The organism is Quatrionicoccus australiensis, assembly GCF_020510425.1.
Lineage (GTDB): Bacteria > Pseudomonadota > Gammaproteobacteria > Burkholderiales > Rhodocyclaceae > Azonexus > Azonexus australiensis_A.
Map to the genome: position 1 here is coordinate 438,204 of NZ_JAHBAH010000001.1, position 22,409 is coordinate 460,612.

Here is a 22,409-nt window from a genome sequence, read left to right on the forward strand (position 1 = left end):
GCCGCCCGCCTCCACCGCAAAATTGCCGTTTTCTCGACGTCGACCGCTAGCGGCCATGCACGACCGGTGGCATCGCCAATCCCGCCCAAAACCACCGATCAAGCCGCCGCCGTCCAACTAGACCGCAAACCGGCTGACCGTGCTCTGCATGCCGGTCGCCGTCTCGAGCAACTGCTGCGCACCGCTCAGGGCATCGCCAGCGACCGAATTATTTTCATCCGACAGGCCGGAAATCCGCTCGACGTGGCTGCGGATATTCTCGGTCGCCGCGCCCTGCTCACGCAGGGCGGCGGAAATATCCGCCACCACGGTAACCACCTGAGCCGCGCTGTCGCGGATGCGCTGGATGGCGACACCGGCTTCGTTGGCCAGGGCTACACCCTGATCGACCTGCGCGACGCCGGCTTCCATGCTGCCGACAGCCTCGTTCATGCCGTTCTGGATCGCCGCGATCATGCCGGCAATTTCACTCGTGGCATGCGATGTCCGCTCGGCCAGTTTGCGCACCTCGTCGGCGACGACGGCAAAACCGCGCCCGCTTTCACCGGCCCGCGCCGCCTCGATCGCTGCATTCAAGGCGAGCAGGTTGGTCTGGTCGGCGATTTCCCGGATCACCTGAATGACTGAAGAAATACGCTGCGACTGCTTGCCCAGTGCCAGGATGCTCTGTGTCGACTGGCGCACCGTCCGGGCAATGCTTTCCATGCTGATGACCGCACTGTTGATGACATTGGCCCCGCTCTCGCAGGTATTGCCGGAGGCCACCGAAATGGCATGCGCCTCGGCGGCACTCTCCACAACCTGGGCCATGCTCATGCTGACCTCTTCGGTCGTGCTCGCCACGCCCGCTGTAGACTCGCTCTGCGCCTGCGAACTCAAGGCCACCTGATCGGCCACCATGACCATCTGGTGGGCATGTGTTGCCACCCGGTCGGCATTGTTCTGGATATCGCTCAGCATGTTGCGAAACATTTCACGCAAATGGCCGATCGAGGCCAGCAAACTGGTCCGGTCGAGCGGCTCGACCTCGATGCGCAGCCCCAGGTTGCCCGAAGCCACGTGGCGTGTGATTTCGCAGGCATAGCGCGGATCGCCACCGAGCAGTCGCTGCAGATTGCGGATCACGGTTCCGCCCAGCAGGCTGACGATCAGCGCAATTCCCAGCCCAAGGCCGCCCAGCAAAAAATAATTGCCGCTGATGATCTCGGCCGCATTCCTTTCATCATCGGCAATCCGCTGATTGGCCAGCGTTACCACCTGGTCGATCACCGCACGATGCTCGGCATAGAGTGCCGCCAGCCTGGGCAGCAGGTTTTCCGCTGCGGCCCGGTTACCGGCCCGCAGGGCCGGAATGAATGCCTGGTCGCGCAGATCGAGGAAAGCGACGCCGGGCTTGTAGGCGTCTTCGACCATCAGGGTTTTGATCGTCCCGGCCGGCAGTTCATTAACCCAGACCAGGTGTCGCGTATCGAAGTCCTGGCGCAACTGCGCGCTCTTTTCAAACAACGCCGGCAGGGCCGCCGGCTCGGCGCGCAGCATTTCGAGCACGACGAGATAGGACTCGATCAGGTATTCGGGCGGCGGCAGGATATCCGCCACCAGATCCTTGCCCTGGACGACGCGCTGGTAGATCGGGCCATTGACCTGGACCTTGCCCAGACCGCTGTAGACCACTGCGCCAGCCACGCCAAAACCGATCAGGAAGGCAGCCATCAGCAGGTACAACTGGCTGTTGACCGCCATCTCGAGCACCCGGCGAAATACATTGATGTGCTGCAGGAACGAGGTACTGACCAGATTGCCAGCATGCAGCCGGACCTTCGCGCGCCCCTCGCGGAATTGCCGGTACAGGGCTTCGGCCGCCTCGACCTGCTGCCGGGTCGGCTTGGTGCGCATCGAGGTATAACCGACTACCTTGCCGGCATCGTCAATCGGTGCGACATGCGCATCGACCCAGTAGAAATCGCCGTTCTTGCACCGATTTTTGACAATGCCGTTCCACGGCTTGCCCTGTTTGAGGGTTGCCCACATGTCGGCAAAAGCCTCGACCGGCATTTCCGGATGGCGCACGATATTGTGGCTTTGGCCGAGCAACTCCGCCTCGGAAAAGCCCGAAATGCGGATGAAATCAGGATTGACGTAGGTAATGCTGCCGCGCAGGTCGGTCTTGGTAACGATGGTGACGCCATCGTCCATCAAGACCTCCCGATGGGTAACCGGTTGGTTGTTCTTCATGACGCAAGCTGCTCCCTGTCGCCTCCGGCTCTCATGCGCGAGGCCGCCAGGCAATGTTTATATGATTTTTGATCTGTAAACGAGGGGCAAGCAGGAAATGCGCCTATCACGAAGGCAATAGCCCTGCATTTTCCGGGAATACCGGAAACGCTTGCGGTGCGGCAATCGCCGAAGATTGGGGAAGGCCGGAAGCGACGATCGCGGGCACGTCACAGCGTGCTGCATCGCTGTCGACTAATCGACAAGCGATGCAGCACGCGTAAAGTTTGCTACATCTTTTTCAAGCCTCGGCGAAACACGCATCAAGCCGCGCTATCCAGCCTGCCTTTTCGGCATCGCTGGCAAAGCTCGCCTCGAAACTGTTACGCGCCAGCTGGTACCAGGTCGCCGCGTCGAAATGGAAAGCGGCCTGCACGGCGCGGATGTTGTCGTTCAGATAACCGCCGAAATAGGCCGGGTCGTCGCTGTTCAACGTGACTTTGGCGCCTTGCGCCAGCAGCTTGCCCAGCGTGTGCTCGGTCATGTCCTTGAACACGCAGAGACGGATGTTCGACAACGGGCAGACCGTCAGCGGCACGCCTTCGCGCACCAGACGCTCGACGACGGCAGCATCTTCGAGGGCGCGCACGCCGTGGTCGATGCGTTTCGAGCCGAGCAAATCGAGGGCTTCGCTGATGTAGACCGGTGGGCCTTCCTCGCCGGCGTGCGCGACGACCGGTTTGCCGAGTGCGCGGCAACGGGCGAAGACGCGCGCGAACTTGCTCGGCGGATTGCCCTTTTCCGAGGAATCGAGACCAAAACCGTCGATCCGCGCCAGATGAGGTTCGGCCTCGGCCAGCGTGGCGAAGGCGTCTTCTTCGCTGAGATGGCGCAGGAAGCAGAGGATCAGCCGGCCGCTGATGCCCCAGCGCGCCTGGCCCTGCCGCAGGCCTTCTTCCAGGCCATCGAGCACGGTGAGGAAGGGAATGCCGCGCGCCGTGTGCGTCTGCGGATCGAAGAACATCTCGGCATGGATCACGTTGTCGGCCGCGGCGCGCTCGAGATAGGCGAGCATCAGGTCGCGGAAATCGTCGGCCGTGCGCAGCACGTCGGCACAGGCGTAGTAGAGATCGAGGAAGGATTGCAGGCTGTCGAAATCGTAGGCCGCAGCGAGCGCCGCTTCATCGGCGTAAGGCAGCGTGATGCCGTTGCGCCGGGCCAGCGCAAAGGCCAGCGCCGGCTCCAGCGTGCCTTCGATATGCACATGCAGCTCGGCCTTCGGCATGCGGCAGGCCAGTTCGAGGCTGGCGTCCTTGTCTTGCGTGGCGATCATGGGAATTCTCCTGAGAGCTTGGCCGGCAACAAACATCAAGCCTGGCCAGAGCCATGGATTCTACAAAATACTTGCGATACCGGCCGGCAAAAGCGGCCAGCCAATAAAAAACGCGACCCGCAGGCCGCGTTTCCGGGTACCGGTGGTGCTTGCTTCGGAATCGAACCTTCGACGCCTTCGACGTAGAAATTCATCTTCTTCAGGTCGCCATCGGCGTAGGTCTTGCCGGCGGCAAGCAGTTCCTTGCCAGTCTGGTCCTTGAGCGGGCCGGTGAAGGGGTGCAGCGTACCGGCCTTGATCGCGTCGCGGCGCTCTTCGGCCAGCTTCTTGACCGGTGCGGTGACGGCCGGACCGAAGCTCTCGATATTGACGGCACCTTCCTTGACGCCCCACCACAGGTCGCCGCTCTTCCAGGTGCCGGCCTGCACTTCATCCAGCGTCTTCTTGTAGATCACGCCCCAGTTGAGCACCGAAGCCGCCAGGTGGGCCTTGCCGCCGAACTTGGTCATGTCCGAATCCCAGCCGAAGGCGAGCACGCCCTTTTCCTGGGCAGCCTGGACGACGGCCGGCGAATCGGTGTTCTGCATCAGCACGTCACAGCCTTGCGAGATCAGCGCCAGCGCGGCTTCGCGTTCCTTGCCCGGATCGAACCAGGAATTCACCCAGATGGCGCGCGTCGTGATCGCCGGATTGACGCTGCGTGCGCCGATCGTGAAGGCGTTGATGTTGCGGATGACTTCCGGGATGGGAATCGAGGCGACGACGCCGAGCTTGTTGCCCTTGCTCATCTTGCCGGCAACAACGCCGAGCATGTAGGCACCTTCGTAGGTACGCACGTCGTACACACCGAGGTTGGCCGCCGTCTTGTAGCCGGTGGCGTGCATGAACACGGTATTCGGGAAGGCCTTGGCGACCTTGGCCATCTGGTTCATGTAGCCGAAGGAGGTGCCGAAGACGACCTTGTTGCCCTTCTGCGCCAGATCGCGGAAGACACGTTCAGCGTCGGCGGTTTCCGGCACGTTCTCGACGAAGGCGGTCTTGACCTTGCCGCCCGACTGGCTTTCCAGCAGCTTGCGGCCTTCATCGTGCGAGTAGGTCCAGCCGTGATCGCCGGTCGGGCCGATATAGACGAAACCGGCCTTGACCGGTTCGGCGGCTTGGGCAGCGGTCAGGCCGGCAACGGCCATGACCGCAACGGCAGTGAGTGTCTTGAGTCTGGACAGCATGCGAAGTTCTCCTTGGAAGGTCTGTGAGGGTTGGTTGCTGCACTGTAGCAATCAAGCGCGGCCTAACCTATCTCGCCAACGTTATGACCAGTATTGCTCAGGACTGTCATTGCCCGGGCGGCGCTACCGCGATAATTCCGGCAACACTTCACGAAAGCCCGCCATGACTAGTAACTTGACCGAGCAGGACGCGCAGCACCTGCGCTACTGCATAGACCTCTCCCGCCAGGTACGCGACAGCGGCAAGCATCCGTTTGCCGCCATCGTCGTCGATGCCGACGGCCATATCGTCGCCGAAGCCGGCAACGATTCGCTGCCACCCGAGGGCGATCCGACCCGGCACGCCGAACTGGTCGCCGCCGGCCTCGCCGCCCGCCGCCTCAGCCCTGAGCAACTTGCCGCCGCAACGCTCTACACCAGCGCCGAACCCTGTGCCATGTGCGCCGGCGCCATCTACTGGTGCGGCATCGGCCGCGTCGTCTATGCGCTGTCCGAGCACAAGCTGCTCGGCCTGACCGGCGACCACCCGGAAAACCCGACCTTCGCGCTGCCCTGCCGCGAGGTGTTTGCACGCGGCCAGCGCCGCATCGAAGTCACCGGCCCCTGCCTCGAAGACGAGGCCGCCGCGCCGCACATCGGCTTCTGGCAGCAACCATAAGAAAGCGCACATAACCCTTATCGTCTCCCGCCTCTCAACCTGAGCCGGGGAGCTGTGCTACCTTCAATCATCGTCACAGGAAACCTTTTCAGCATCATGTCCGAACGCCCCATCCAGTTCTATTTCCGCGGCGCGCTGCACGCAGTGCAGGGCCCGGCGCCGACCCGTACGGTGCTCCAGTATCTGCGCGAAGACCTGCTGCAGACCGGCACCAAGGAAGGTTGCGCCGAGGGTGACTGCGGTGCCTGCACCGTCGTCGTCGGCGAACTGGTCGGTGCCGACGGCCAGGAGGAACTGCGCCTGCGCGCCGTCAATTCCTGCATCCAGTTCCTGCCCTCGCTCGACGGCAAGGCGCTGTTCACGGTCGAGGACCTGGCACCGGCTGCCGACCGCCTGCATCCGGTGCAGCAGGCGCTGGTCGACCGGCATGGTTCGCAATGCGGCTTCTGCACGCCGGGTTTCGCGATGTCGCTGTTCGCACTCTATGAAAACCAGCCGAACTGCCCGGAGCGCGAGGAAATCGACCACACGCTGTCGGGCAACCTGTGCCGCTGCACCGGTTATCGGCCCATCGTCGATGCGACGCAGGATGCCTACGCCCTGCCGCGCCAGCCGCTCAACCGCTTGCCGGTGATCGCCGCCTTGAAGGAACTCGCCAAGCTGCCGCCGCTCGATTACGCTGGTGGCGGCCGGCACAGCCACAGCCCGCGCAGCCTGGCCGAACTCGCCGAGTTGCGCGAAAAATTGCCGGAAGCCCGCCTGGTCGCCGGCGGCACCGACGTCGGCCTGTGGGTCACCAAGCAGGGACGCGACCTCGGCGAAATCATCCAGCTTGGCGCCGTGGCCGAACTGAAACGCGTCGCGATCGGCGCCGAGCGCCTGGAAATCGGCGCCGGCGTGACGTTGACCGATGCGTTTGCCGCGCTCACCGCCTTCGAGCCGCAATGGGCCGAACTGGCCCGCCGCTTCGCTTCGACCCCGGTCAAGAATGCCGGCACGCTGGGCGGCAATGTCGCCAACGGTTCGCCGATCGGCGATTCGATGCCGGCCCTGATCGCGCTCGGCTGCCGCATCGTGCTGCAAAAAGGCAGCGCGACGCGTGAAATGGCGCTTGAGGATTTCTATGTCGACTATCAGAAGACGGCTTTGCAGGCCGGCGAATTCGTCCGCTCGCTGATTCTCGATGCGCCGCAGGCGCCGCTGCAACGGCTGTTCCGCAGCTACAAGGTGGCCAAGCGCCTCGACCAGGACATCTCGGCGGTCGCCGCCGGGCTGGCCGTGCATGTCGACAGCGATGGCCTGATCCGCCGCGCCCGCCTCGCCTTCGGCGGCATGGCAGCGACGCCGAAGCGCGCCGCCGCCTGCGAAGCCGCAATGCTCGGCCGGCCGTGGGACCCGGACACGGTGCGCCTGGGCATGGCCGCACTCAAGGAAGATTTCGCGCCCTTCTCCGACGTACGCGCCAGCAGCGCCTACCGCCTCACGGTCGCCGCCAACCTGTTGCAGCGCTTCTGGCTGGAAACCGGGCAAAAAAACACGTCGACCGCTGCGCCGGTGCGTCTCGCCCAGTTGTCGCCGATCACGCCGGAGGCCCGCCCATGAACGCCCGTCCCGCAAATTCCCAGCTCTCCGGCTCGCTGGTCGGGCGCGCCATTCCGCATGAAAGCGCGCACCTGCACGTCAGCGGCAAGGCCGCCTACATCGACGACCTGCCGGAACTGGCCGGCACGCTGCATGCGGCGGCCGGCTTGTCGACCTGTGCGCGCGGCCGCATCAAGAACCTCGACCTGTCTGCCGTGCGCGCCTATCCCGGCGTGCGCTGCGTGATCACCGCCGCCGACATTCCCGGCGAGAACAATTGCGGGCCCATCCTGCACGACGATCCGATCATCGCCGGCGAGGAAATCCAGTTCTACGGCCAGGTGATCTTCGCCGTCGCCGCCGAGACGCGCGACGCGGCACGGCAGGCGGTGCGCCTGGCGAAAGTCGAGTACGCGGTCGAAACGCCCATCCTCGACATGGAGGCGGCGATTGCCGCCGAATCCTGGGTGCTGCCGCCCTTCGCAATGCAGCGCGGCCCGGTCGATGCGGCGTTTGCCGCAGCACCGCATCACCTGAGCGGCACGGCGAGCGTCGGCGGCCAGGAGCATTTCTACCTCGAAGGCCAGATTTCCTACGTCCAGCCCAGGGAAGACCACACGCTGCACCTGATCTGCTCGACGCAGCACCCGACCGAGATGCAGCAACTGGTCTCGCATGCGCTGGGCTGGCGTTCGCACCAGATCAGCGTCGAGATCCGGCGCATGGGCGGCGGCTTCGGCGGCAAGGAATCGCAATCGGCGCAATGGGCCTGCCTCGCGGCGATCCTGGCGGTCAACACCGGAAAACCGGTCAAAATGCGCCTCGACCGCGACGATGACATGATCGCCACCGGCAAGCGCCACGGTTTCCAGTACGCCTGGGAATCGGCCTTCGACAACGCCGGCCGCCTGCTCGGCCTGAAGCTGGAGATGGCATCGAACTGCGGCTACTCGGCCGACCTGTCCGGCCCGGTCAACGACCGCACGATCTGCCACATCGACAACGCCTACTACCTCGATGCGGTGACGCTGAAAAGCCTGCGCTGCAAGACCAACACCGTGTCGAACACCGCTTTCCGCGGCTTCGGCGGACCGCAGGGCATGTTCGTCATCGAGAGCGTGCTCGACGACATCGCCCGCCATCTCGGGCGCGATCCGCTGGAGGTTCGCCAGACCAATTTCTACGACGTCGAACCCGGCGTCCGCAGCACAACGCCTTACGGCATGACCGTCGAAGACAATGTCGCCCCGGCCCTGGTCGCCGAACTCGCCGCCAGTTGCGACTACGCCGCCCGGCGCGCCGCGATTGCCGAATTCAACGCGAACAGCCCGGTCATCAAGCGCGGCCTGGCGCTGACTCCGATCAAGTTCGGCATCTCCTTCAACGCCACGCACTACAACCAGGCCGGCGCGCTGGTTCATGTCTATACCGACGGCACGGTGCTCGTCTCGCACGGCGGCACCGAGATGGGCCAGGGCCTGTACACCAAGATCAAGCAGATCGTTGCCCAGGAATTTGGCTTGCCGCTCGAAGATGTGCGCCTCTCCTCTACCGACACCAGCCGCGTCGCCAACACCTCGGCGACGGCGGCCTCAAGCGGCGCCGACCTCAATGGCAAGGCGTCGCAAAACGCCTGTCTGAACATCAAGGCGCGGCTCGCCGCCTTTGTCGTCGATCTGTGCAATGGCAAGGTGGCAGCAACCGACGTGCAATTCGCCGACGGCCGCGTCAAGGCCGGTGACGCCTACGACGCCAGCTTCCACGAACTGGTCATGGCCGCCTACCGGGCGCGCATCCAGTTGTGGGACGCCGGTTTCTACAAGACGCCGAAAATCCATTTCGACCCGGTGACCAAGCTCGGCCGGCCCTTCTTCTACTTCGCCTACGGCGCGTCGTGCAGCGAAGTCGCCATCGACACGCTGACCGGCGAAAGCCGCGTGCTGCGCGTCGATGTGCTGCATGACGTCGGCCGCTCAATCAATCCGGCGCTCGACATCGGCCAGATTGAAGGCGGCTTCATCCAGGGCATGGGCTGGCTGACCAGCGAGGAACTGTGGTGGAAAACCGAGGGCGCCCAGGCCGGCCGGCTGATGAGCCATGCGCCCTCGACCTACAAGATCCCGACCGCCAGCGATCTGCCGGAAGTCTTCAACGTCCGCCTCTTCGACAACGCCAATGTCGAGGACAGCATCCACCGCTCCAAGGCGGTTGGTGAGCCGCCCTTCATGCTCGCGCTGTCGGTTTTCCAGGCGCTGCGCGATGCGGTCGGCGCAACGCTGCCGGTCGGCAGCCAGGTCAGACTGAGCGCGCCGGCGACGCCGGAAGCGATTCTCGCCGCCCTCGCCGCGGCCAGCGGTCGACTGCCGGAAAACACATGAAATCGCGCATGAAATCGCCAACCGGAGATTCCCGCCATGGCCGCTGACTGGCTCGCCGCCCTGAACACGCAACTGGCCGCCGGCCAGGACGTCGTGCTGGTCACTGTTGCCGGCACGCAGGGTTCGGCGCCGCGCGAAGCCGGCGCGACGATGCTGGTCGGCGCCGACAGCACCGCGCTGACCATAGGCGGCGGCCATCTCGAATGGCAGGCCATCGCCCAGGCCCGGCGCCGCCTGACGGCAGAGAACAGCCGCCCGCAAGTGCAGCGCTACAACCTCGGCGCCCGCCTCGGCCAGTGTTGCGGCGGCGTCGTCTGGCTGTTGTTCGAGAACATCGCGGCGAGCAGCCTGGCCGAATGGCAGGCGCGCCGGGATGCCGTCGAAAATGGTGCCTGCCTGCAGCGCCGGCTCGATCACCGGGCCGCTGCCTCGAACTGGACGCCGGATGGCGAACACGCCGTCACCAAACTGGTGGGCGGCCCGGAAGAATGGCAATTCAGCCAGAAAATAGCGGTCGACCGCTTCCCGGTGTGGATTTTCGGCGCCGGTCATGTCGCGCAGGCGCTGGTCCACCAGTTGCAGCCGCTCGGCGCCGCGATCACCTGGATCGACAGCCGCGACGAGGCCTTTGCCGGGCTCGCCACGGACGGCATCGACACCCGCCTCACCGACACGCCGGAGAGCGAAGTCGCGCAGGCCCCGGCCGGCACTTTCTTCATCATCATGACGCACAGCCACACGCTGGATTTTGCGCTGTGCGAAGCGGTCTACCGCCGGCGCGACTTCGCCTACTTCGGCCTGATCGGCTCGCAGAGCAAACGCGCTTCCTTCGAGCACCGCCTGCTCGACCGCGGCCTGGCGCGCGAACGCCTGGAAGAACTGACCTGCCCGATCGGCATTGCCGGCATCGTCAGCAAGCAACCCGCCGCCATCGCACTCGCCGTCGGCGCCGAAATCCTGCAGATACACCACGCCCGCCAACTGCTGACCCAGGCTGCCCGCCCACGCCTGTCCACCAGCACCATCCAGCCGGAGTAAAGCCTTGAAACCGCCGCCCGATCCCAGACTGCAATTGCTGCACATCACCAAGCGCTATCCCAGCGTGGTGGCCAATTCCGACGTCAGCCTGACGGTGATGCCCGGCGAGATCCACGCCATCCTCGGCGAGAACGGCGCCGGCAAGAGCACGCTGATGAAGATCATCTACGGTGCGGTCAAGGCCGACGATGGCGAGATGATGTGGGACGGTCGTCAGGTCGCCGTCGCCAACCCGGCGCAGGCGCGCAAGCTGGGCATCGGCATGGTCTTCCAGCATTTCTCGCTGTTCGAGACGCTGTCGGTGGTCGAGAACATCGCCCTGGTTCTCGACGAGCCCTTCGACCTGCCGGCGCTGGCGGCGCGCGTCAAGGAAGTGTCGGAACGCTACGGCCTGCCGCTCGACCCTTACCGCAGCGTGCATAGCCTGTCGGTCGGCGAACGCCAGCGCGTCGAGATCGTGCGCTGCCTGCTGCAGGACCCGAAGCTGCTGATCCTCGACGAGCCGACCTCGGTGCTGACGCCGCAGGCCGTGCAGAAACTGTTCGAGACGCTGCGCCGGCTGGCTTCGGAAGGCGTTTCCATCCTCTACATCAGCCACAAGCTGCACGAAATCAAGTCGCTGTGCGACAGCGCCACCATCATGCGCGGCGGCAAGGTCACCGGCACCGCGATTCCGCGCGACGAAACGCCGGCCAGCCTGGCGCGCATGATGATCGGGCGAGAACTGCCGGTCTGTGCAGCGCCCATTTACCACGGTGAAAATCGGCCAATTCTCGAGGTCGACCGCCTGAGCCTCGTCTCCGACGATCCGTTCGGCACGACGCTGGAAAACATCTCGCTAACCGTGAACGCCGGCGAAATCCTCGGCATCGCCGGCATTTCCGGCAACGGCCAAGCCGAACTGCTGGCTGCGCTGTCCGGCGAAACGACCGGCCAGCGCGACGCGATCCGCCTGGAAGGCCAGGCCATCGGCCATCTCGATGCCGGCCAGCGGCGTGCCCATGGCCTGGTTTTCGTGCCGGAAGAACGGCTCGGCCGCGGCGCCGTGCCAGCCCTGTCGCTGTCGCGCAATGCCTTGCTCACGGCGCATCGCCAGGGCATGAAGCAGTGGGGCCTGGTCAGTTACCGCAAGGCGAAGGAATTTGCCGAGCAATGCATCGCCCGTTTCGACGTGCGCTGCGGCGGGCCGGGTTCGGCGGCACGCTCGCTGTCCGGCGGCAATTTGCAGAAATTCATCGTCGGCCGCGAAATCATGCTCGCCCCCAAGCTGATGATCGTCGCCCAGCCGACCTGGGGCGTCGATGTCGGCGCCGCCGCCTTCCTGCGCCAGACGCTGCTCGACCTGTCACGCACCGGCGTCGCCATCCTGGTGATTTCGGAAGAACTCGAAGAGCTGTTCGAAATCAGCGACCGCATCGCCGTGCTTGCCGCCGGCAAGCTTTCCGCCGCCCAGCCCAAGGCGGCGACCAATGCCGAATCGGTCGGTCTGCAAATGTCCGGCCTTTTCAAAGAAACCGCCCAGCCCACGGAGTCCGGCCATGCACCTGCTTGAACCCCGCGCCCAGCCGTCGCAATTGATGCGCTGGACGGCGCCCCTGATCGCCATCGTCGCCACGCTGCTCGCCGGCTCCTTCCTGTTCTGGGCACTCGACAAGTCGCCCATCGCCTCCTTCCAGGTCTTCTTCATCGAACCGCTGACCACCAGCTACGGCTGGAGCGAGCTGCTGATCAAGGCCTGCCCGCTGATCCTGATCGCCCAGGGCCTGGCGATCGGTTTCAAGGCGCGCATCTACAACATCGGCGCCGAAGGCCAGTTGATCATCGGCGCGCTGTTCGGCGGCGGCGTCGCGATCTACTTTGACGGCAGCGACTCGGCCTGGGTGATCCCGGCCATGGTCGTCGCCGGCGCCCTCGGCGGCGCCTTGTGGGGCGCCCTGCCGGCGCTGCTCAAGACGCGCTTCAATGCAGAGGAAACGCTGACCACGCTGATGCTCAGCTACGTCGCCACCTTCATCCTCTCCTACATGGTCAACGGCCCCTGGCGCGACCCGGACGGGATGAACTTCCCGCAATCGATCATGTTCGGCGACAACGCGCTGTTCGGCATCCTGCTCGAAGGCTCGCGGGTCAATACCTCGGTCTTCATCACGCTGTTCGCGGTGCTCGCCTTCTGGCTGTTCAACGCCAGGAGTTTCCTCTCCTACCAGCTCGAAGTCGGCGGCCAGGCGCCGGCCGCCTCGCGCTACGCCGGCTTTTCGGCCAAGCAGACGGTGTGGTTCAGCCTGGTCATTTCCGGCCTCACCGCCGGGCTGGCCGGCGTCGGCGAAGTGGCCGGGCCGGTCGGCCAGTTGAATCTCAACATCTCGCCGGGCTACGGTTTCGCGGCGATCATCGTCGCCTACCTCGGCCGCCTGCACGCGCTCGGCATCGTCCTCGCCGGCTGCCTGATGGCACTGATCTACCTCGGTGGCGAAGCGGCCCAGGTCAGCCTGCAGATGCCGGCGGCGATTACCGGCATCTTCCAGGGCATGCTGCTCTTCTTCCTGCTCGGCGCCGATGCTTTCATCGACAACCGCCTGCGCAAACCCGTCCGCTAGCCGACTGAGGAACCTACCATGATCGACAGCCTGATTCCCGTCCTCGCCGGCGCCATTGCCGCCGCCACCCCGCTGATCTTCGCCGGCCTTGGCGAGCTGGTCGCCGAGCGAACCGGCGTCATCAACCTCGGCGTCGAAGGCATGATGCTGACCGGCGCCATCGCCGGCTTTGCGCTCGCCGCCGAAACCGGCTACGGTGCCGCCGCCGGCCTGCCCGCCGGTGCCATCGCCGGTGCTGCGACGGCGATGATCTTCGCCTTCTTCGCGCTATCGCTCGCCGCCAACCAGGCGGCTTGCGGCCTCGCCCTGACCATCTTCGGCATCGGCCTGTCGGCCTTCATCGGCCAGCACTACGTCAGCTACAGCCTGCCCGGCCTGCAGCCGCTGGCCATTCCGCTGCTCGCCGACATCCCGGTGATCGGGCCGGTGCTCTTCAAGCAGGATGCCGTCGTCTATATGTCCTTCATCGCCTTCGCCGTCGTCGCCTGGACCCTGGCCAAGACCCGCCTCGGCCTGCTGCTCAAGGCGGTCGGCGAATCGCCAGAAGCGGCGCACGCCATCGGCTATCCGGTGCTCGGCATCCGCTACGGCGCGGTGGCTTTCGGCGGCGCCATGGCCGGCATCGCCGGCGCCTACCTGTCCACCGTCTATACGCCGCTGTGGGTGCAGAACATGAGCGCCGGACGCGGCTGGATCGCCGTCGCGCTGGTCGTTTTCGCGACATGGAAGCCGACCCGCCTGCTGCTCGGTGCCTATCTGTTCGGCGCCGTCACCATCCTGCAGTTCCACGCGCAGGGTCTGGGCATCGACGTGCCGGTGCAATTCCTCGCCGCGCTGCCGTATGCTGCAACCATCGTCGTGCTGGTCGTCATTTCGCGCGACCGCAAACTGCTCCAGCTCAACCTGCCGGCCTCGCTCGGCAAGCCTTTCCTGCCCTGAGTACTTGATGACCACGCTTTTACTGAAAGACGCCGACGTCCTCGTCACCATGGATGCCGCCCGCCGCGAGATTCCCGGCGGCGGCGTCTTCATCCGCGACGGCGTGATCGAAGCGGTCGGCAGCAGCGACCAACTGCCGGCCACTGCCGACCAGGTGATTTCGCTGGCCGGTACGGTTGCCCTGCCCGGCCTGGTCAACACGCACCACCACATGACCCAGAGCCTGACCCGCGCCATTCCCGGCGCCCAGGACGCCGAGCTGTTCGGCTGGCTGCGTCGCCTGTACCCGATCTGGGCCGGGCTGACGCCGGAAATGATCAAGATTTCGACGTTGACCGCCATGGCCGAGCTGATCATGTCCGGCTGCACCACGTCGAGCGATCATCTCTATCTTTACCCGAACGGCAGCCGCCTCGACGACTCGATCGAAGCCGCCGCGACCATCGGCATGCGCTTTCACGCGGCGCGCGGCAGCATGAGCGTCGGCGAAAGCCAGGGCGGCCTGCCGCCGGACCGGCTCGTGGAAAACGAAGCAAGCATCCTCAAGGACACCCAGCGCCTGATCGAAACCTGGCACGACCCCAAGCGCCACGCCATGCAGCGCATCGTCGTCGCGCCCTGCTCGCCGTTCTCGGTGAGCCGCGAACTGATGCGCGACGCCGCCGAAATGGCGCGCAGCTACAAGGTTTCGCTGCACACCCACCTGGCCGAAAACGACAACGACGTCGCCTACAGCCATGAAAAATTTGGCATGACGCCGGCCGAATACGCCGAATCGCTGGGCTGGGTCGGCCACGACGTCTGGCACGCCCACTGCGTCAAACTCGACGCGCCGGGCATAGCTCTCTTTGCGCGCAGCGGCACCGGCGTCGCGCATTGCCCGTGCTCGAACATGCGGCTGGCCTCCGGCATCGCGCCGATCCCGGCGATGCGCGCCGCCGGCGTCAATGTCGGCCTCGGCGTCGACGGCTGCGCCTCGAACGACGCCGCCCATCTGCTCGGCGAAGCCCGCCAGGCGATGTTGCTCGCCCGCGTCGGTTTCGGCCCGGCGGCAATGAGTGCGCGCCAGGCGCTCGAACTCGCCACGCTCGGCGGCGCCAAAGTCCTCGGCCGCGACGACATCGGTGCGCTCGCCCCGGGCATGAGCGCCGACCTCGTCGCCTTCCCGACCGGCGGCCTCGACCTGGCCGGCGCCGCGGTACATGACCCGGTCGCGGCGCTGGTTTTCTGCACGCCGCAGTCGGTGCGCCACTCCATCATCAACGGCAAGCCGGTCGTCGATGACGGCCAGTTGCTGCCGCTCGACCTGCAACCGCTGGTCGCCACCCACAACCGCCTGGCCCGGCAACTGGCCAACGGCAGCCACTGAAAAATCATGAGCGCTCCGCAAACCTCCCGTTTCCAGCTTGTCCGCGGCCAGGTGCTGCATTTCCTCGCCGATCCCGGCGAACAGGACGACGCCGACAGCTACCAGTATTTTCGCGACGGCGCGCTGTGGATCGTCGACGGCCATATCGCCGATCTCGGCCCCTGGGTCGGCGTCCAGGCCCGCGTTGCGCCGGAGGATCTCGCCGCAGCTGAAGTCTTCAATTACGGCGACCGGCTGATCCTGCCCGGTCTGGTCGATACCCATTGCCATTACCCGCAATCCGGCATCATTGCCTCGTTCGGCCGGCAGTTGCTCGACTGGCTCAACGACTACACCTTCCCGGCCGAGGCGGCCTTCGGCGACCCGGCGGTCGGCGCTGCCACCGCCGAATATTTCATCGAGCGCATGCTGGCGCACGGCACGACGACGGCCTCGGTTTTTTCGACAGTGCATCCGGAGTCGGTCGATGCCTTCATGGCGGCGGCGAAAAAGCGCGATTTACGGATGTTGACCGGCAAGGTCATGATGGACCGCAATGCCCCGGCCAACCTGATGGATACCGTGGCCGACGCCGAGCGCGACAGCCTGGCACTGATCGAGCGCTGGCACGGCAAGGGCCGCCTGCGCTACAGCATCACGCCGCGCTTCGCACCGACTTCCAGCCCCGAGCAACTGGCACTGGCCGGCGAGCTTTACAAGAGCAAGCCCGACCTGCATGTGCAGTCGCACCTCGCCGAAAACCCGGCCGAGATCGCCTGGGTCGGCCAGCTCTTCCCGCATTGCCGCGACTACCTCGACGTCTATCAGCATTACGGCCTGCTCGGCCCGCGCACGATCTACGGCCACTGCATCCACCTCGCGCCCGTCGAAATCGAGGAAATGGCCCGCTACGGCGCGGCGGCGGCTTTCTGCCCGACCTCCAATCTCTTCCTCGGCAGCGGCTTCTTCAACCATCCGGCGGCGGCCGATGCCGGCATCCGCGTCGGGCTGGCCACCGATGTCGGCGGCGGCACCTCGTTCAGCCTGATCCGCACGCTGGGCGAAGCCTACAAGGTGTCGCAACTGCACCAGCGCCCGCTGGCGCCGCTGCGCGCCTGGTTCCTCGCCACGCTGGGCGGTGCCCAGGCGCTCTACCTCGATGAATTCATCGGCAATTTCGCCAAGGGCAAGGAAGCCGACTTCGTCGTCCTCGACCCGCGCGCCACGCCGGAACTGGCTTTCCGCCTCAAGGGCAGCGAACGCCTGGCCGAGAAGCTGTTCGCGCTGATGATCCTCGGCGACGAACGCTGCGTCGTCGCGACGCATGTCATGGGCAAGCCGGCATTTCAGCAGTAAGCCGGTTTCTCTCGAGATACAGCATATGACAAGGTGCCATCGGTCGACACTCAATTAATACCAAATTTGACAACTATAATAAATACTATATATTGAACTCATGAACCCGCCGAAAGAGGCCGCATCATGAGTGAACAAAATCCGCACGCTGCGCCCACCGAACAAGGCCGCCCGCCCTATCCCGCCACCTTGCAGCGTCAGGCCCTGGTCGAACCAATGCTCTGGATCAGCAACACCGAGTTGTTGCGCCAGGCTGATGCGGCGGACGATCCGCTGGTCCAGGAACTGGCCGCGCGCTATGCCGCCGCCCTCGGCTTTCTCCACAAGGAGACGCTGCACTTCACCGACCGGGGGGCGTGATCCTTCTTTGCCAGCGCGCCTGAACAGCAGTTCGCGGGCGCGATAAAGTTGAAACAATCAAGCGAAATGGCAAGCCGGCGTCCGGACCGCCAGACGCTCAGCGCAGCCGGCGCGCCACTTCGCCGTCCAGGCTGGCCAGGAAGGTTTCGACCGCCGCCGTGTAAGCGCCCGGCGTCCCCAGCTGACTGTTGATATCGCCGTGCGACAGATCCTGGCGCAGCACTTCGGCGCGCACGCCGAGTTGCCCGGCGCGCCCGGCAAACTGGCTGGCCTGGGCGCAGGATTCATCGCGCCGGCTGGAGCAGACGGCAAGCAGCGGCGCGGCCCCGGCCGCCAGGTTCAGCGTCGGCGACATGCTGCGCCAGTAGGCCGGATCGGTCCCGAACGGCTTGTCGTAGAGGCGATAGTGCTTCTGGCTCATGATCTCGACAATATTCATCGCCGCACTGTCCAGCGCCACCGTACCGAGCACCGGCTGCAGGTCCGGTGCGTAGGCGGGACGCGGCGTTGCGGCGAGCAGTGCAACCAGATGCGCCCCGGCCGAATGGCCCATCAAAATGAAACGCTGCGCATCGCCGCGCCATTCACCCGCCTTGCGCTGTGCCGTCGCCACGGCCAGGGCCACGTCGCGCAACTGCACGTCGGGCGGCGCACTCGGCAGCATGCGGTAATTGGCCGAGATGAAGATGAAACCGCGACTGACCCAGCGCGCCACCTTGGCCTCGACGACACGGCCCGTCGCCTTGTCGCCGATCGCCCAGGCGCCGCCATGCACCATGAAGATCACCGGCGCATTCTGCGCATTCGGCGGCAGATAGACGTCGAAAGCCTGCGCCGGATCGCTGCCGTAGGCGATGTTCTCGAGGCGCTCGACACCGGCCGGCAGGCTGGAACCAGCCGCGCTGCTGCCTTGCGCCGCGCGCCGTTCACGCAGACGATCGAGCAACGGACCGGCCAGGCTGGCTTCGCACAGGCCGAGCAGCAGGGCCAGGCCGATGGCGCACAGGTGCAGTCGTTTCATCTCGTTCCCTCCTCATTTGCGGGCGGCTTCAGCGGGCGCTGGCGGTACCGCGTTTGCCGCAGCAGATATCGGCCGCATTATGCGTCAGCGGATCGCATCGGCACATCCGCCGCATGGGCAGGAGGCTCTGCCCCGCATCATTGATGCTGCATCTCGGGCACAATAGGCCGCAATACTGACCACAGGAAACTCCATGTCCCTGATTCTTGCCGAAATCAGCGATGGCATCGGCACCATCACGCTGAATTACGAAATCAAGCGCAACGCGCTATCCGAACAACTGGTCCTCGAAATCGCCGCCACTTTCGAGAAATTCAAGGCCGAACGCGTGCGCGTTGCGATCCTGCGCGCCCGGCCCGGTGCCAAGGTCTGGTCGGCCGGCCACAACGTCGCCGAACTGCCGCTCGGCGGCCTCGACCCGCTCGGCTGGCAGGACCCGTTGCGCATGCTGATCCGCGACGTGGAAGCCTTTCCGGCCCCGGTCATTGCGCTGATCGAGGGCGGCGTCTGGGGCGGCGCCTGCGAACTGGTCTTCGCCTGCGACATGATCGTCGCCACGCCCGAGGCGACCTTCGCCGCGACGCCAGCCAAGCTCGGCGTGCCCTACAACGCGACCGGCCTGCTCACCTTCCTCAACGCCGCGCCGCCGCACATCGCAAAAGAGCTGCTTTTTACCAGTCGACCGATGACCGCCGCCCGCCTCGAACGCCAGGGCATCATCAACCACGTCGTACCGGCCGCCGAGATCACCGACTTCACGCACGAGATGGCGCAGACCATCGCCCACAACTCGCCGCTGGCGATCGGCGTCATGAAGGAGCAGTTGCGCATCCTGGCCGCCGCACACGCCCTGTCACCAGCCGACTTCGAGCGCATCCAGGGCCTGCGCCGGGTGGTGTACAACAGCCGCGACTACGCCGAAGGCATCAACGCCTTCAAGGAAAAACGCACGCCGGTCTACCTCGGCGAATGAACGAAAAAGGAAAAACCATGGATCCATTCATGCAAGCCGCCATAGCCGAAGCCCGCCTTGGCCTCGCCGAAGGCGGCATCCCGATCGGCTCGGTGATCGTGCACAACGGCCGCATCATCGGCCGCGGCCACAACCGTCGTGTGCAGAACGGCAGCGCCATCCTGCACGGCGAGATGGACGCCTTCGAAAACGCCGGTCGCCAGCCGGCCAGCGTCTATCGCGAGGCGGTGCTGTACACCACGCTCTCGCCCTGCGCCATGTGCAGCGGCGCCATGCTGCTCTACGGCATCCGCCGCGTCATCGTCGGCGAAAACAAAACCTTCATGGGCGAGGAGGAATTGCTGCGCTCACGCGGCGTCAGCGTCGAAGTCGTCCAGGACGAGACCTGCATCGCCCTGATGCGCGATTTCATCGCGGCCCGGCCGGAATTGTGGAACGAGGATATCGGCGTCGTCGACACGGTCGACCGCTGAAAACGATGAAAAACGGCGCCGCGCGGCGCCGTTTTTCATTGGGCAAGCTGCGAGCAATCAACCCGGCGCGTTCGGATTGCGGTGCGCCCAGCCGGTCAGGCGGGTTTCCGCCAGCGCGAACAGTTCGTACATGACAACGCCCATGACGCCGATCACGATCAGGCCGGCGAACACCAGCGGCATGTTCATCGACGAGCTGGCCGACATCATCAGGTAGCCGATACCGAGGTTGGAAGCGACGGTTTCCGAGATCACCGAACCGACGAAGGCCAGCGTGATCGCCACCTTGAGCGAGGCGAAGAAGTACGGCAAGGAGCGCGGCAGGCCGACCTTGATCATGATGTCCCAGCGCTTGGCGCCGAGCGAGCGCAGCACGTCTTCCAGTTCCGGCTCCAGCGTCGCCAGGCCGGTCGCGACATTGACCACGACCGGGAAAAAGGAAATCAGGAAGGCGGTCAGGATGGCCGGCACGGTACCGATGCCGAACCAGACGACGAGCACCGGCACGAAGGCGACCTTGGGAATGCTGTTGAAACCGACCAACAAAGGATAAGTCGCCTTGTAGATCAGCGGCGAGGCGCCGACCGCCAGGCCGAGCAGCATGCCGACGACGACGGCGAGCGCAAAACCGGCCAGCGTGGTGAACAAGGTTTGCGTCGCGTGCATCATGATCGGCGAGGCGTATTCAACGCCGGCGACCCAGATGGCGCTGGGCGCCGGCATCAGGTAGTCGGGAATCTTCAGACCGGTGCAGATGACTTCCCAGACGAGGAAAAGCGTGATGGTCAGGGCCCAGGGCGCGACCTTGATCAGGGTGGATTGTTTAACGGCCATGCTGGCGCTCCTCAGGATTCACGAATGCGGCCGATGTGTTCACGCAGTTCGTGAACATAGCCGGCGAAGGCATCGGTATAGGTCACGTCGAGCGGACGCGGGCGCGGCAGGTCGATTTCCTTGCGCACCAGGATGCGGCCCGGGCGCTTGCTCATCACGTACACGGTGTCGGCCAGGAAGACCGCCTCGCGCAAATCGTGCGTCACCAGCACGACGGTGAACGGCTGCTGCTGCCACAAATCGCGCAACATGCACCACAGTTCCTCGCGGGTGAAGGCATCGAGCGCACCGAAGGGCTCGTCGAGCATCAGGAGGCGCGGCTGGTGGATCAGCGCGCGGCAGATCGAGGCGCGCTGCTGCATGCCACCCGACAGCTCCCACGGGAACTTGTCGCCGTAGCCGGCCAGACCGACCTTGGCGAGCAGCGCCTCGGCATCGGCGGTGTACTTGGCCTTCTCCTTCTTCAGGTTGCTGCGGAAGGGTTCGACGATTTCCAGCGGCAGCATCACGTTGTCCAGCGTCGTGCGCCAAGGGAGCAGGTTGGCGGCCTGGAAGGCCATGCCGATAATTTTCAGCGGTCCGCCGACTTCGCGGCCATCGACGAAGACATAGCCCTCGCTCGGCGGCTTGAGGCCGGAGACCAGTTTCATCAGGGTCGATTTGCCGCAACCGGACGGACCGACCACGGCAACGAATTCGCCTTCGCGGATGTTCAGGCTGACGTTCTCGATGGCATTGGCGCCACCCGGCGCGTAGGCCAGGCTGACGTTTTCAAAGGAAACAAAAGACATGGGAAATTCCTGTCGGGTGAAATCAGCCGGGAGCGGACGCCCGCCCCCGGCGCAAACTGCTTACTTGAGCATCCGGTCGGCCTTGGCCGGCAGGAAGGCAGAGGTGAACAGGTCGGCAGCAGCCGGCACCTTGGCCAGGCCGTAGGCTTCGGCCGTCTCGGCGAGCGAGCGCTGCATGCGCTCGGCAGTCACCGCACCGAGGCCGTTCGCCTTGACTTCCGGCGTGATCACGCTGGACTCAAGCGCCAGCTTGAGGCGACGCGTTTCCAGATCGACGTTGATCAGCGGATCGCGTTCCTTGACGTAGGCAATTGCCGCGACCGGGTTGGCGATGGTTTCCTTGAGCGCCTTGTTGAAGGCGCGCAGCACGCCGGCCACGGCCTTGGGGTTCTCGGCCATCAGCTTCGGGCTGGCGATGATCGCGTTGCCGTACAGTTCAACGCCGAAGTCCGGGTACTTCAGGGCGACGATGTCTTCCGTCTTGACGCCGCGCGCCTCGAGATTGAGCAGGCTGGTGAAGTAGAAGCCGGTGATGCCATCCACGTCGCCACGGGCGAGCAGGGTTTCGCGCAGAGCCGGTTCGACGGTCTGCCATTTCACGGCATCGACCGCCAGCTTGTTGGACTTGGCAAAGGCCGGCCAAGCCTTGCGGCCGGCATCGAAGATCGGCGCCGCCAGCGTCTTGCCGGCGAGGTCGGCCGGCTTGGTGATGCCCGACTTCTTGAGCACGAAGACGGCAGCCGGCGTTGCGTTGTACACCATGTAGACACCCTGGATCTTCGAGTTCGGCGTCTTGGCATCGTATTCGACCAGCGCGTTGAAATCGGCGAAGCCCATCTCGTATACACCGGTGGCGACGCGCGTCACCGCACCGGCCGAACCGGCACCGGAGTCGATCTCGACATCAAGCCCTTCGGCCGCGAAGTAACCCTTGGCCTTGGCCAACAGGAACGGTGCGGACGGACCTTCGAAACGCCAGTCGAGGGTGAACTTCAGTTTGGTCGGCGTCTCGGCGAGCACCGGGCTGGCAAGGAAGGCCATGCTGGCAGCGAGGAAGAGACGACGGCAGACATTGAACGGGACAGACATTTGGCAGATCTCCAGAGCAGATAAAGTGACTCCCTCTAGGCAATCGCCATGCCAAGACTTAAGCAACTGAATTAAAACGACTTTAAATTCAGCATACGATTTTTGCACCGGAGATAAGCCGGCATCACCGTGTTTTGCGTGGATTTCCGGGAAAATCGTGCATCAAAAGAGTGCGTCGAGCGCAAAACCGCCCCCTTCGA

Annotated in this window: 19 protein-coding genes; 12 read left to right on the forward strand and 7 right to left on the reverse strand. The window is 64.9% G+C overall.

The genetic code is table 11. The features are described 5' to 3' along the window. Positions 1-117 precede the first annotated feature (117 nt). The 3 genes from KIG99_RS02275 to KIG99_RS02285 form a co-directional block, all read right to left on the reverse strand. Positions 118-2,235: a methyl-accepting chemotaxis protein gene (locus tag KIG99_RS02275; protein WP_226458611.1), complete on the reverse strand. Its 2,118-nt coding sequence runs from the start codon at positions 2,233-2,235 to the stop codon at positions 118-120. A 280-nt stretch (positions 2,236-2,515) separates the two neighbouring features. After that, positions 2,516-3,547, reverse strand: a complete 1,032-nt coding sequence (locus tag KIG99_RS02280; protein ID WP_226458612.1) for an adenosine deaminase — start codon at positions 3,545-3,547, stop codon at positions 2,516-2,518. Between the two features lie 35 nt (positions 3,548-3,582). Further along, positions 3,583-4,773 carry a BMP family ABC transporter substrate-binding protein gene (locus KIG99_RS02285; protein WP_226458613.1) on the reverse strand — a complete coding sequence of 397 codons (1,191 nt, stop codon included), beginning with the start codon at positions 4,771-4,773 and terminating at the stop codon, positions 3,583-3,585. A gap of 163 nt (positions 4,774-4,936) precedes the next feature. Between KIG99_RS02285 and KIG99_RS02290 the strand changes: the two genes are divergently transcribed. The 10 genes from KIG99_RS02290 to KIG99_RS02335 all read left to right on the forward strand — a co-directional run bounded on the left by KIG99_RS02290 (position 4,937) and on the right by KIG99_RS02335 (position 17,028). After that, a complete protein-coding gene (locus KIG99_RS02290; protein WP_226458614.1) occupies positions 4,937-5,431 on the forward strand; it encodes a nucleoside deaminase in 495 nt (164 codons plus the stop codon). Positions 5,432-5,527: 96 nt separating this feature from the next. Continuing rightward, positions 5,528-7,033 (forward strand): xanthine dehydrogenase small subunit, encoded by a 1,506-nt coding sequence (gene xdhA / locus KIG99_RS02295; RefSeq protein WP_226458615.1) that lies wholly within the window; start codon positions 5,528-5,530, stop codon positions 7,031-7,033. Then, complete coding sequence (gene xdhB, locus KIG99_RS02300) at positions 7,030-9,390, forward strand: xanthine dehydrogenase molybdopterin binding subunit (RefSeq protein ID WP_226458616.1); 2,361 nt, start codon at positions 7,030-7,032, stop codon at positions 9,388-9,390. The genes xdhA and xdhB overlap by 4 nt, the downstream gene beginning before the upstream one ends. Before the next feature lie 36 nt (positions 9,391-9,426). Further along, entirely contained in the window at positions 9,427-10,428 is a 1,002-nt protein-coding gene (gene xdhC, locus KIG99_RS02305) for a xanthine dehydrogenase accessory protein XdhC (RefSeq protein ID WP_226458617.1), read from the forward strand. A 4-nt stretch (positions 10,429-10,432) separates the two neighbouring features. Continuing rightward, positions 10,433-11,980, forward strand: coding sequence for an ABC transporter ATP-binding protein (locus KIG99_RS02310; RefSeq protein WP_226458619.1), 1,548 nt, complete (start codon positions 10,433-10,435; stop codon positions 11,978-11,980). Beyond that, a complete protein-coding gene (locus tag KIG99_RS02315) occupies positions 11,967-13,025 on the forward strand; it encodes an ABC transporter permease (RefSeq protein WP_226458620.1) in 1,059 nt (352 codons plus the stop codon). The genes KIG99_RS02310 and KIG99_RS02315 overlap by 14 nt, the downstream gene beginning before the upstream one ends. A gap of 18 nt (positions 13,026-13,043) precedes the next feature. Further along, positions 13,044-13,964, forward strand: a complete 921-nt coding sequence (locus tag KIG99_RS02320; protein ID WP_226458621.1) for an ABC transporter permease — start codon at positions 13,044-13,046, stop codon at positions 13,962-13,964. A 7-nt stretch (positions 13,965-13,971) separates the two neighbouring features. Continuing rightward, positions 13,972-15,333: an 8-oxoguanine deaminase gene (locus KIG99_RS02325; RefSeq protein WP_226458622.1), complete on the forward strand. Its 1,362-nt coding sequence runs from the start codon at positions 13,972-13,974 to the stop codon at positions 15,331-15,333. 6 nt (positions 15,334-15,339) lie between these two features. Further along, the gene (gene guaD, locus KIG99_RS02330; protein WP_226458623.1) at positions 15,340-16,668 is read left to right on the forward strand and encodes a guanine deaminase; all 1,329 of its coding nucleotides are present in this window, start codon (positions 15,340-15,342) and stop codon (positions 16,666-16,668) included. Between the two features lie 126 nt (positions 16,669-16,794). Next, complete coding sequence (locus KIG99_RS02335; protein WP_226458624.1) at positions 16,795-17,028, forward strand: hypothetical protein; 234 nt, start codon at positions 16,795-16,797, stop codon at positions 17,026-17,028. A gap of 97 nt (positions 17,029-17,125) precedes the next feature. Here KIG99_RS02335 and KIG99_RS02340 read toward each other — a convergent pair whose 3' ends face one another. Then, positions 17,126-18,049: an alpha/beta hydrolase gene (locus tag KIG99_RS02340; protein ID WP_226458625.1), complete on the reverse strand. Its 924-nt coding sequence runs from the start codon at positions 18,047-18,049 to the stop codon at positions 17,126-17,128. A 193-nt stretch (positions 18,050-18,242) separates the two neighbouring features. Here KIG99_RS02340 and scpB point away from each other — a divergent pair, with 193 nt between their 5' ends. Continuing rightward, positions 18,243-19,022 (forward strand): methylmalonyl-CoA decarboxylase, encoded by a 780-nt coding sequence (gene scpB / locus KIG99_RS02345; RefSeq protein WP_226458626.1) that lies wholly within the window; start codon positions 18,243-18,245, stop codon positions 19,020-19,022. Between the two features lie 29 nt (positions 19,023-19,051). Then, positions 19,052-19,495, forward strand: a complete 444-nt coding sequence (locus tag KIG99_RS02350) for a nucleoside deaminase (protein WP_226458627.1) — start codon at positions 19,052-19,054, stop codon at positions 19,493-19,495. Between the two features lie 57 nt (positions 19,496-19,552). On the opposite strand, the gene KIG99_RS02355 is transcribed toward KIG99_RS02350, so the two are convergent. The 3 genes from KIG99_RS02355 to KIG99_RS02365 are packed head-to-tail and all read right to left on the reverse strand — an operon-like array spanning position 19,553 to position 22,209. Then, positions 19,553-20,329, reverse strand: a complete 777-nt coding sequence (locus tag KIG99_RS02355; RefSeq protein WP_226458628.1) for an ABC transporter permease — start codon at positions 20,327-20,329, stop codon at positions 19,553-19,555. A gap of 11 nt (positions 20,330-20,340) precedes the next feature. Continuing rightward, entirely contained in the window at positions 20,341-21,120 is a 780-nt protein-coding gene (locus tag KIG99_RS02360) for an ABC transporter ATP-binding protein (RefSeq protein WP_226416538.1), read from the reverse strand. Between the two features lie 60 nt (positions 21,121-21,180). Next, positions 21,181-22,209: an ABC transporter substrate-binding protein gene (locus KIG99_RS02365; protein WP_226458630.1), complete on the reverse strand. Its 1,029-nt coding sequence runs from the start codon at positions 22,207-22,209 to the stop codon at positions 21,181-21,183. Positions 22,210-22,409 lie beyond the last annotated feature (200 nt).

Excerpts from the sequence above, each read along its gene's own strand:
- xdhA (WP_226458615.1), top strand. The coding sequence starts at position 5,528 with ATGTCCGAACGCCCCATCCAGTTCTATTTCCGCGGCGCGCTGCACGCA.
- scpB (WP_226458626.1), top strand. The coding sequence starts at position 18,243 with ATGTCCCTGATTCTTGCCGAAATCAGCGATGGCATCGGCACCATCACG.
- KIG99_RS02355 (WP_226458628.1), bottom strand. The coding sequence starts at position 20,329 with ATGGCCGTTAAACAATCCACCCTGATCAAGGTCGCGCCCTGGGCCCTG.
- KIG99_RS02360 (WP_226416538.1), bottom strand. The coding sequence starts at position 21,120 with ATGTCTTTTGTTTCCTTTGAAAACGTCAGCCTGGCCTACGCGCCGGGT.
- KIG99_RS02335 (WP_226458624.1), top strand. The coding sequence starts at position 16,795 with ATGAGTGAACAAAATCCGCACGCTGCGCCCACCGAACAAGGCCGCCCG.
- KIG99_RS02325 (WP_226458622.1), top strand. The coding sequence starts at position 13,972 with ATGACCACGCTTTTACTGAAAGACGCCGACGTCCTCGTCACCATGGAT.
- xdhC (WP_226458617.1), top strand. The coding sequence starts at position 9,427 with ATGGCCGCTGACTGGCTCGCCGCCCTGAACACGCAACTGGCCGCCGGC.
- KIG99_RS02280 (WP_226458612.1), bottom strand. The coding sequence starts at position 3,547 with ATGATCGCCACGCAAGACAAGGACGCCAGCCTCGAACTGGCCTGCCGC.
- KIG99_RS02365 (WP_226458630.1), bottom strand. The coding sequence starts at position 22,209 with ATGTCTGTCCCGTTCAATGTCTGCCGTCGTCTCTTCCTCGCTGCCAGC.
- xdhB (WP_226458616.1), top strand. The coding sequence starts at position 7,030 with ATGAACGCCCGTCCCGCAAATTCCCAGCTCTCCGGCTCGCTGGTCGGG.
- KIG99_RS02275 (WP_226458611.1), bottom strand. The coding sequence starts at position 2,235 with ATGAAGAACAACCAACCGGTTACCCATCGGGAGGTCTTGATGGACGAT.
- KIG99_RS02320 (WP_226458621.1), top strand. The coding sequence starts at position 13,044 with ATGATCGACAGCCTGATTCCCGTCCTCGCCGGCGCCATTGCCGCCGCC.
- KIG99_RS02315 (WP_226458620.1), top strand. The coding sequence starts at position 11,967 with ATGCACCTGCTTGAACCCCGCGCCCAGCCGTCGCAATTGATGCGCTGG.
- KIG99_RS02285 (WP_226458613.1), bottom strand. The coding sequence starts at position 4,773 with ATGCTGTCCAGACTCAAGACACTCACTGCCGTTGCGGTCATGGCCGTT.
- KIG99_RS02340 (WP_226458625.1), bottom strand. The coding sequence starts at position 18,049 with ATGAAACGACTGCACCTGTGCGCCATCGGCCTGGCCCTGCTGCTCGGC.
- KIG99_RS02290 (WP_226458614.1), top strand. The coding sequence starts at position 4,937 with ATGACTAGTAACTTGACCGAGCAGGACGCGCAGCACCTGCGCTACTGC.
- guaD (WP_226458623.1), top strand. The coding sequence starts at position 15,340 with ATGAGCGCTCCGCAAACCTCCCGTTTCCAGCTTGTCCGCGGCCAGGTG.
- KIG99_RS02350 (WP_226458627.1), top strand. The coding sequence starts at position 19,052 with ATGCAAGCCGCCATAGCCGAAGCCCGCCTTGGCCTCGCCGAAGGCGGC.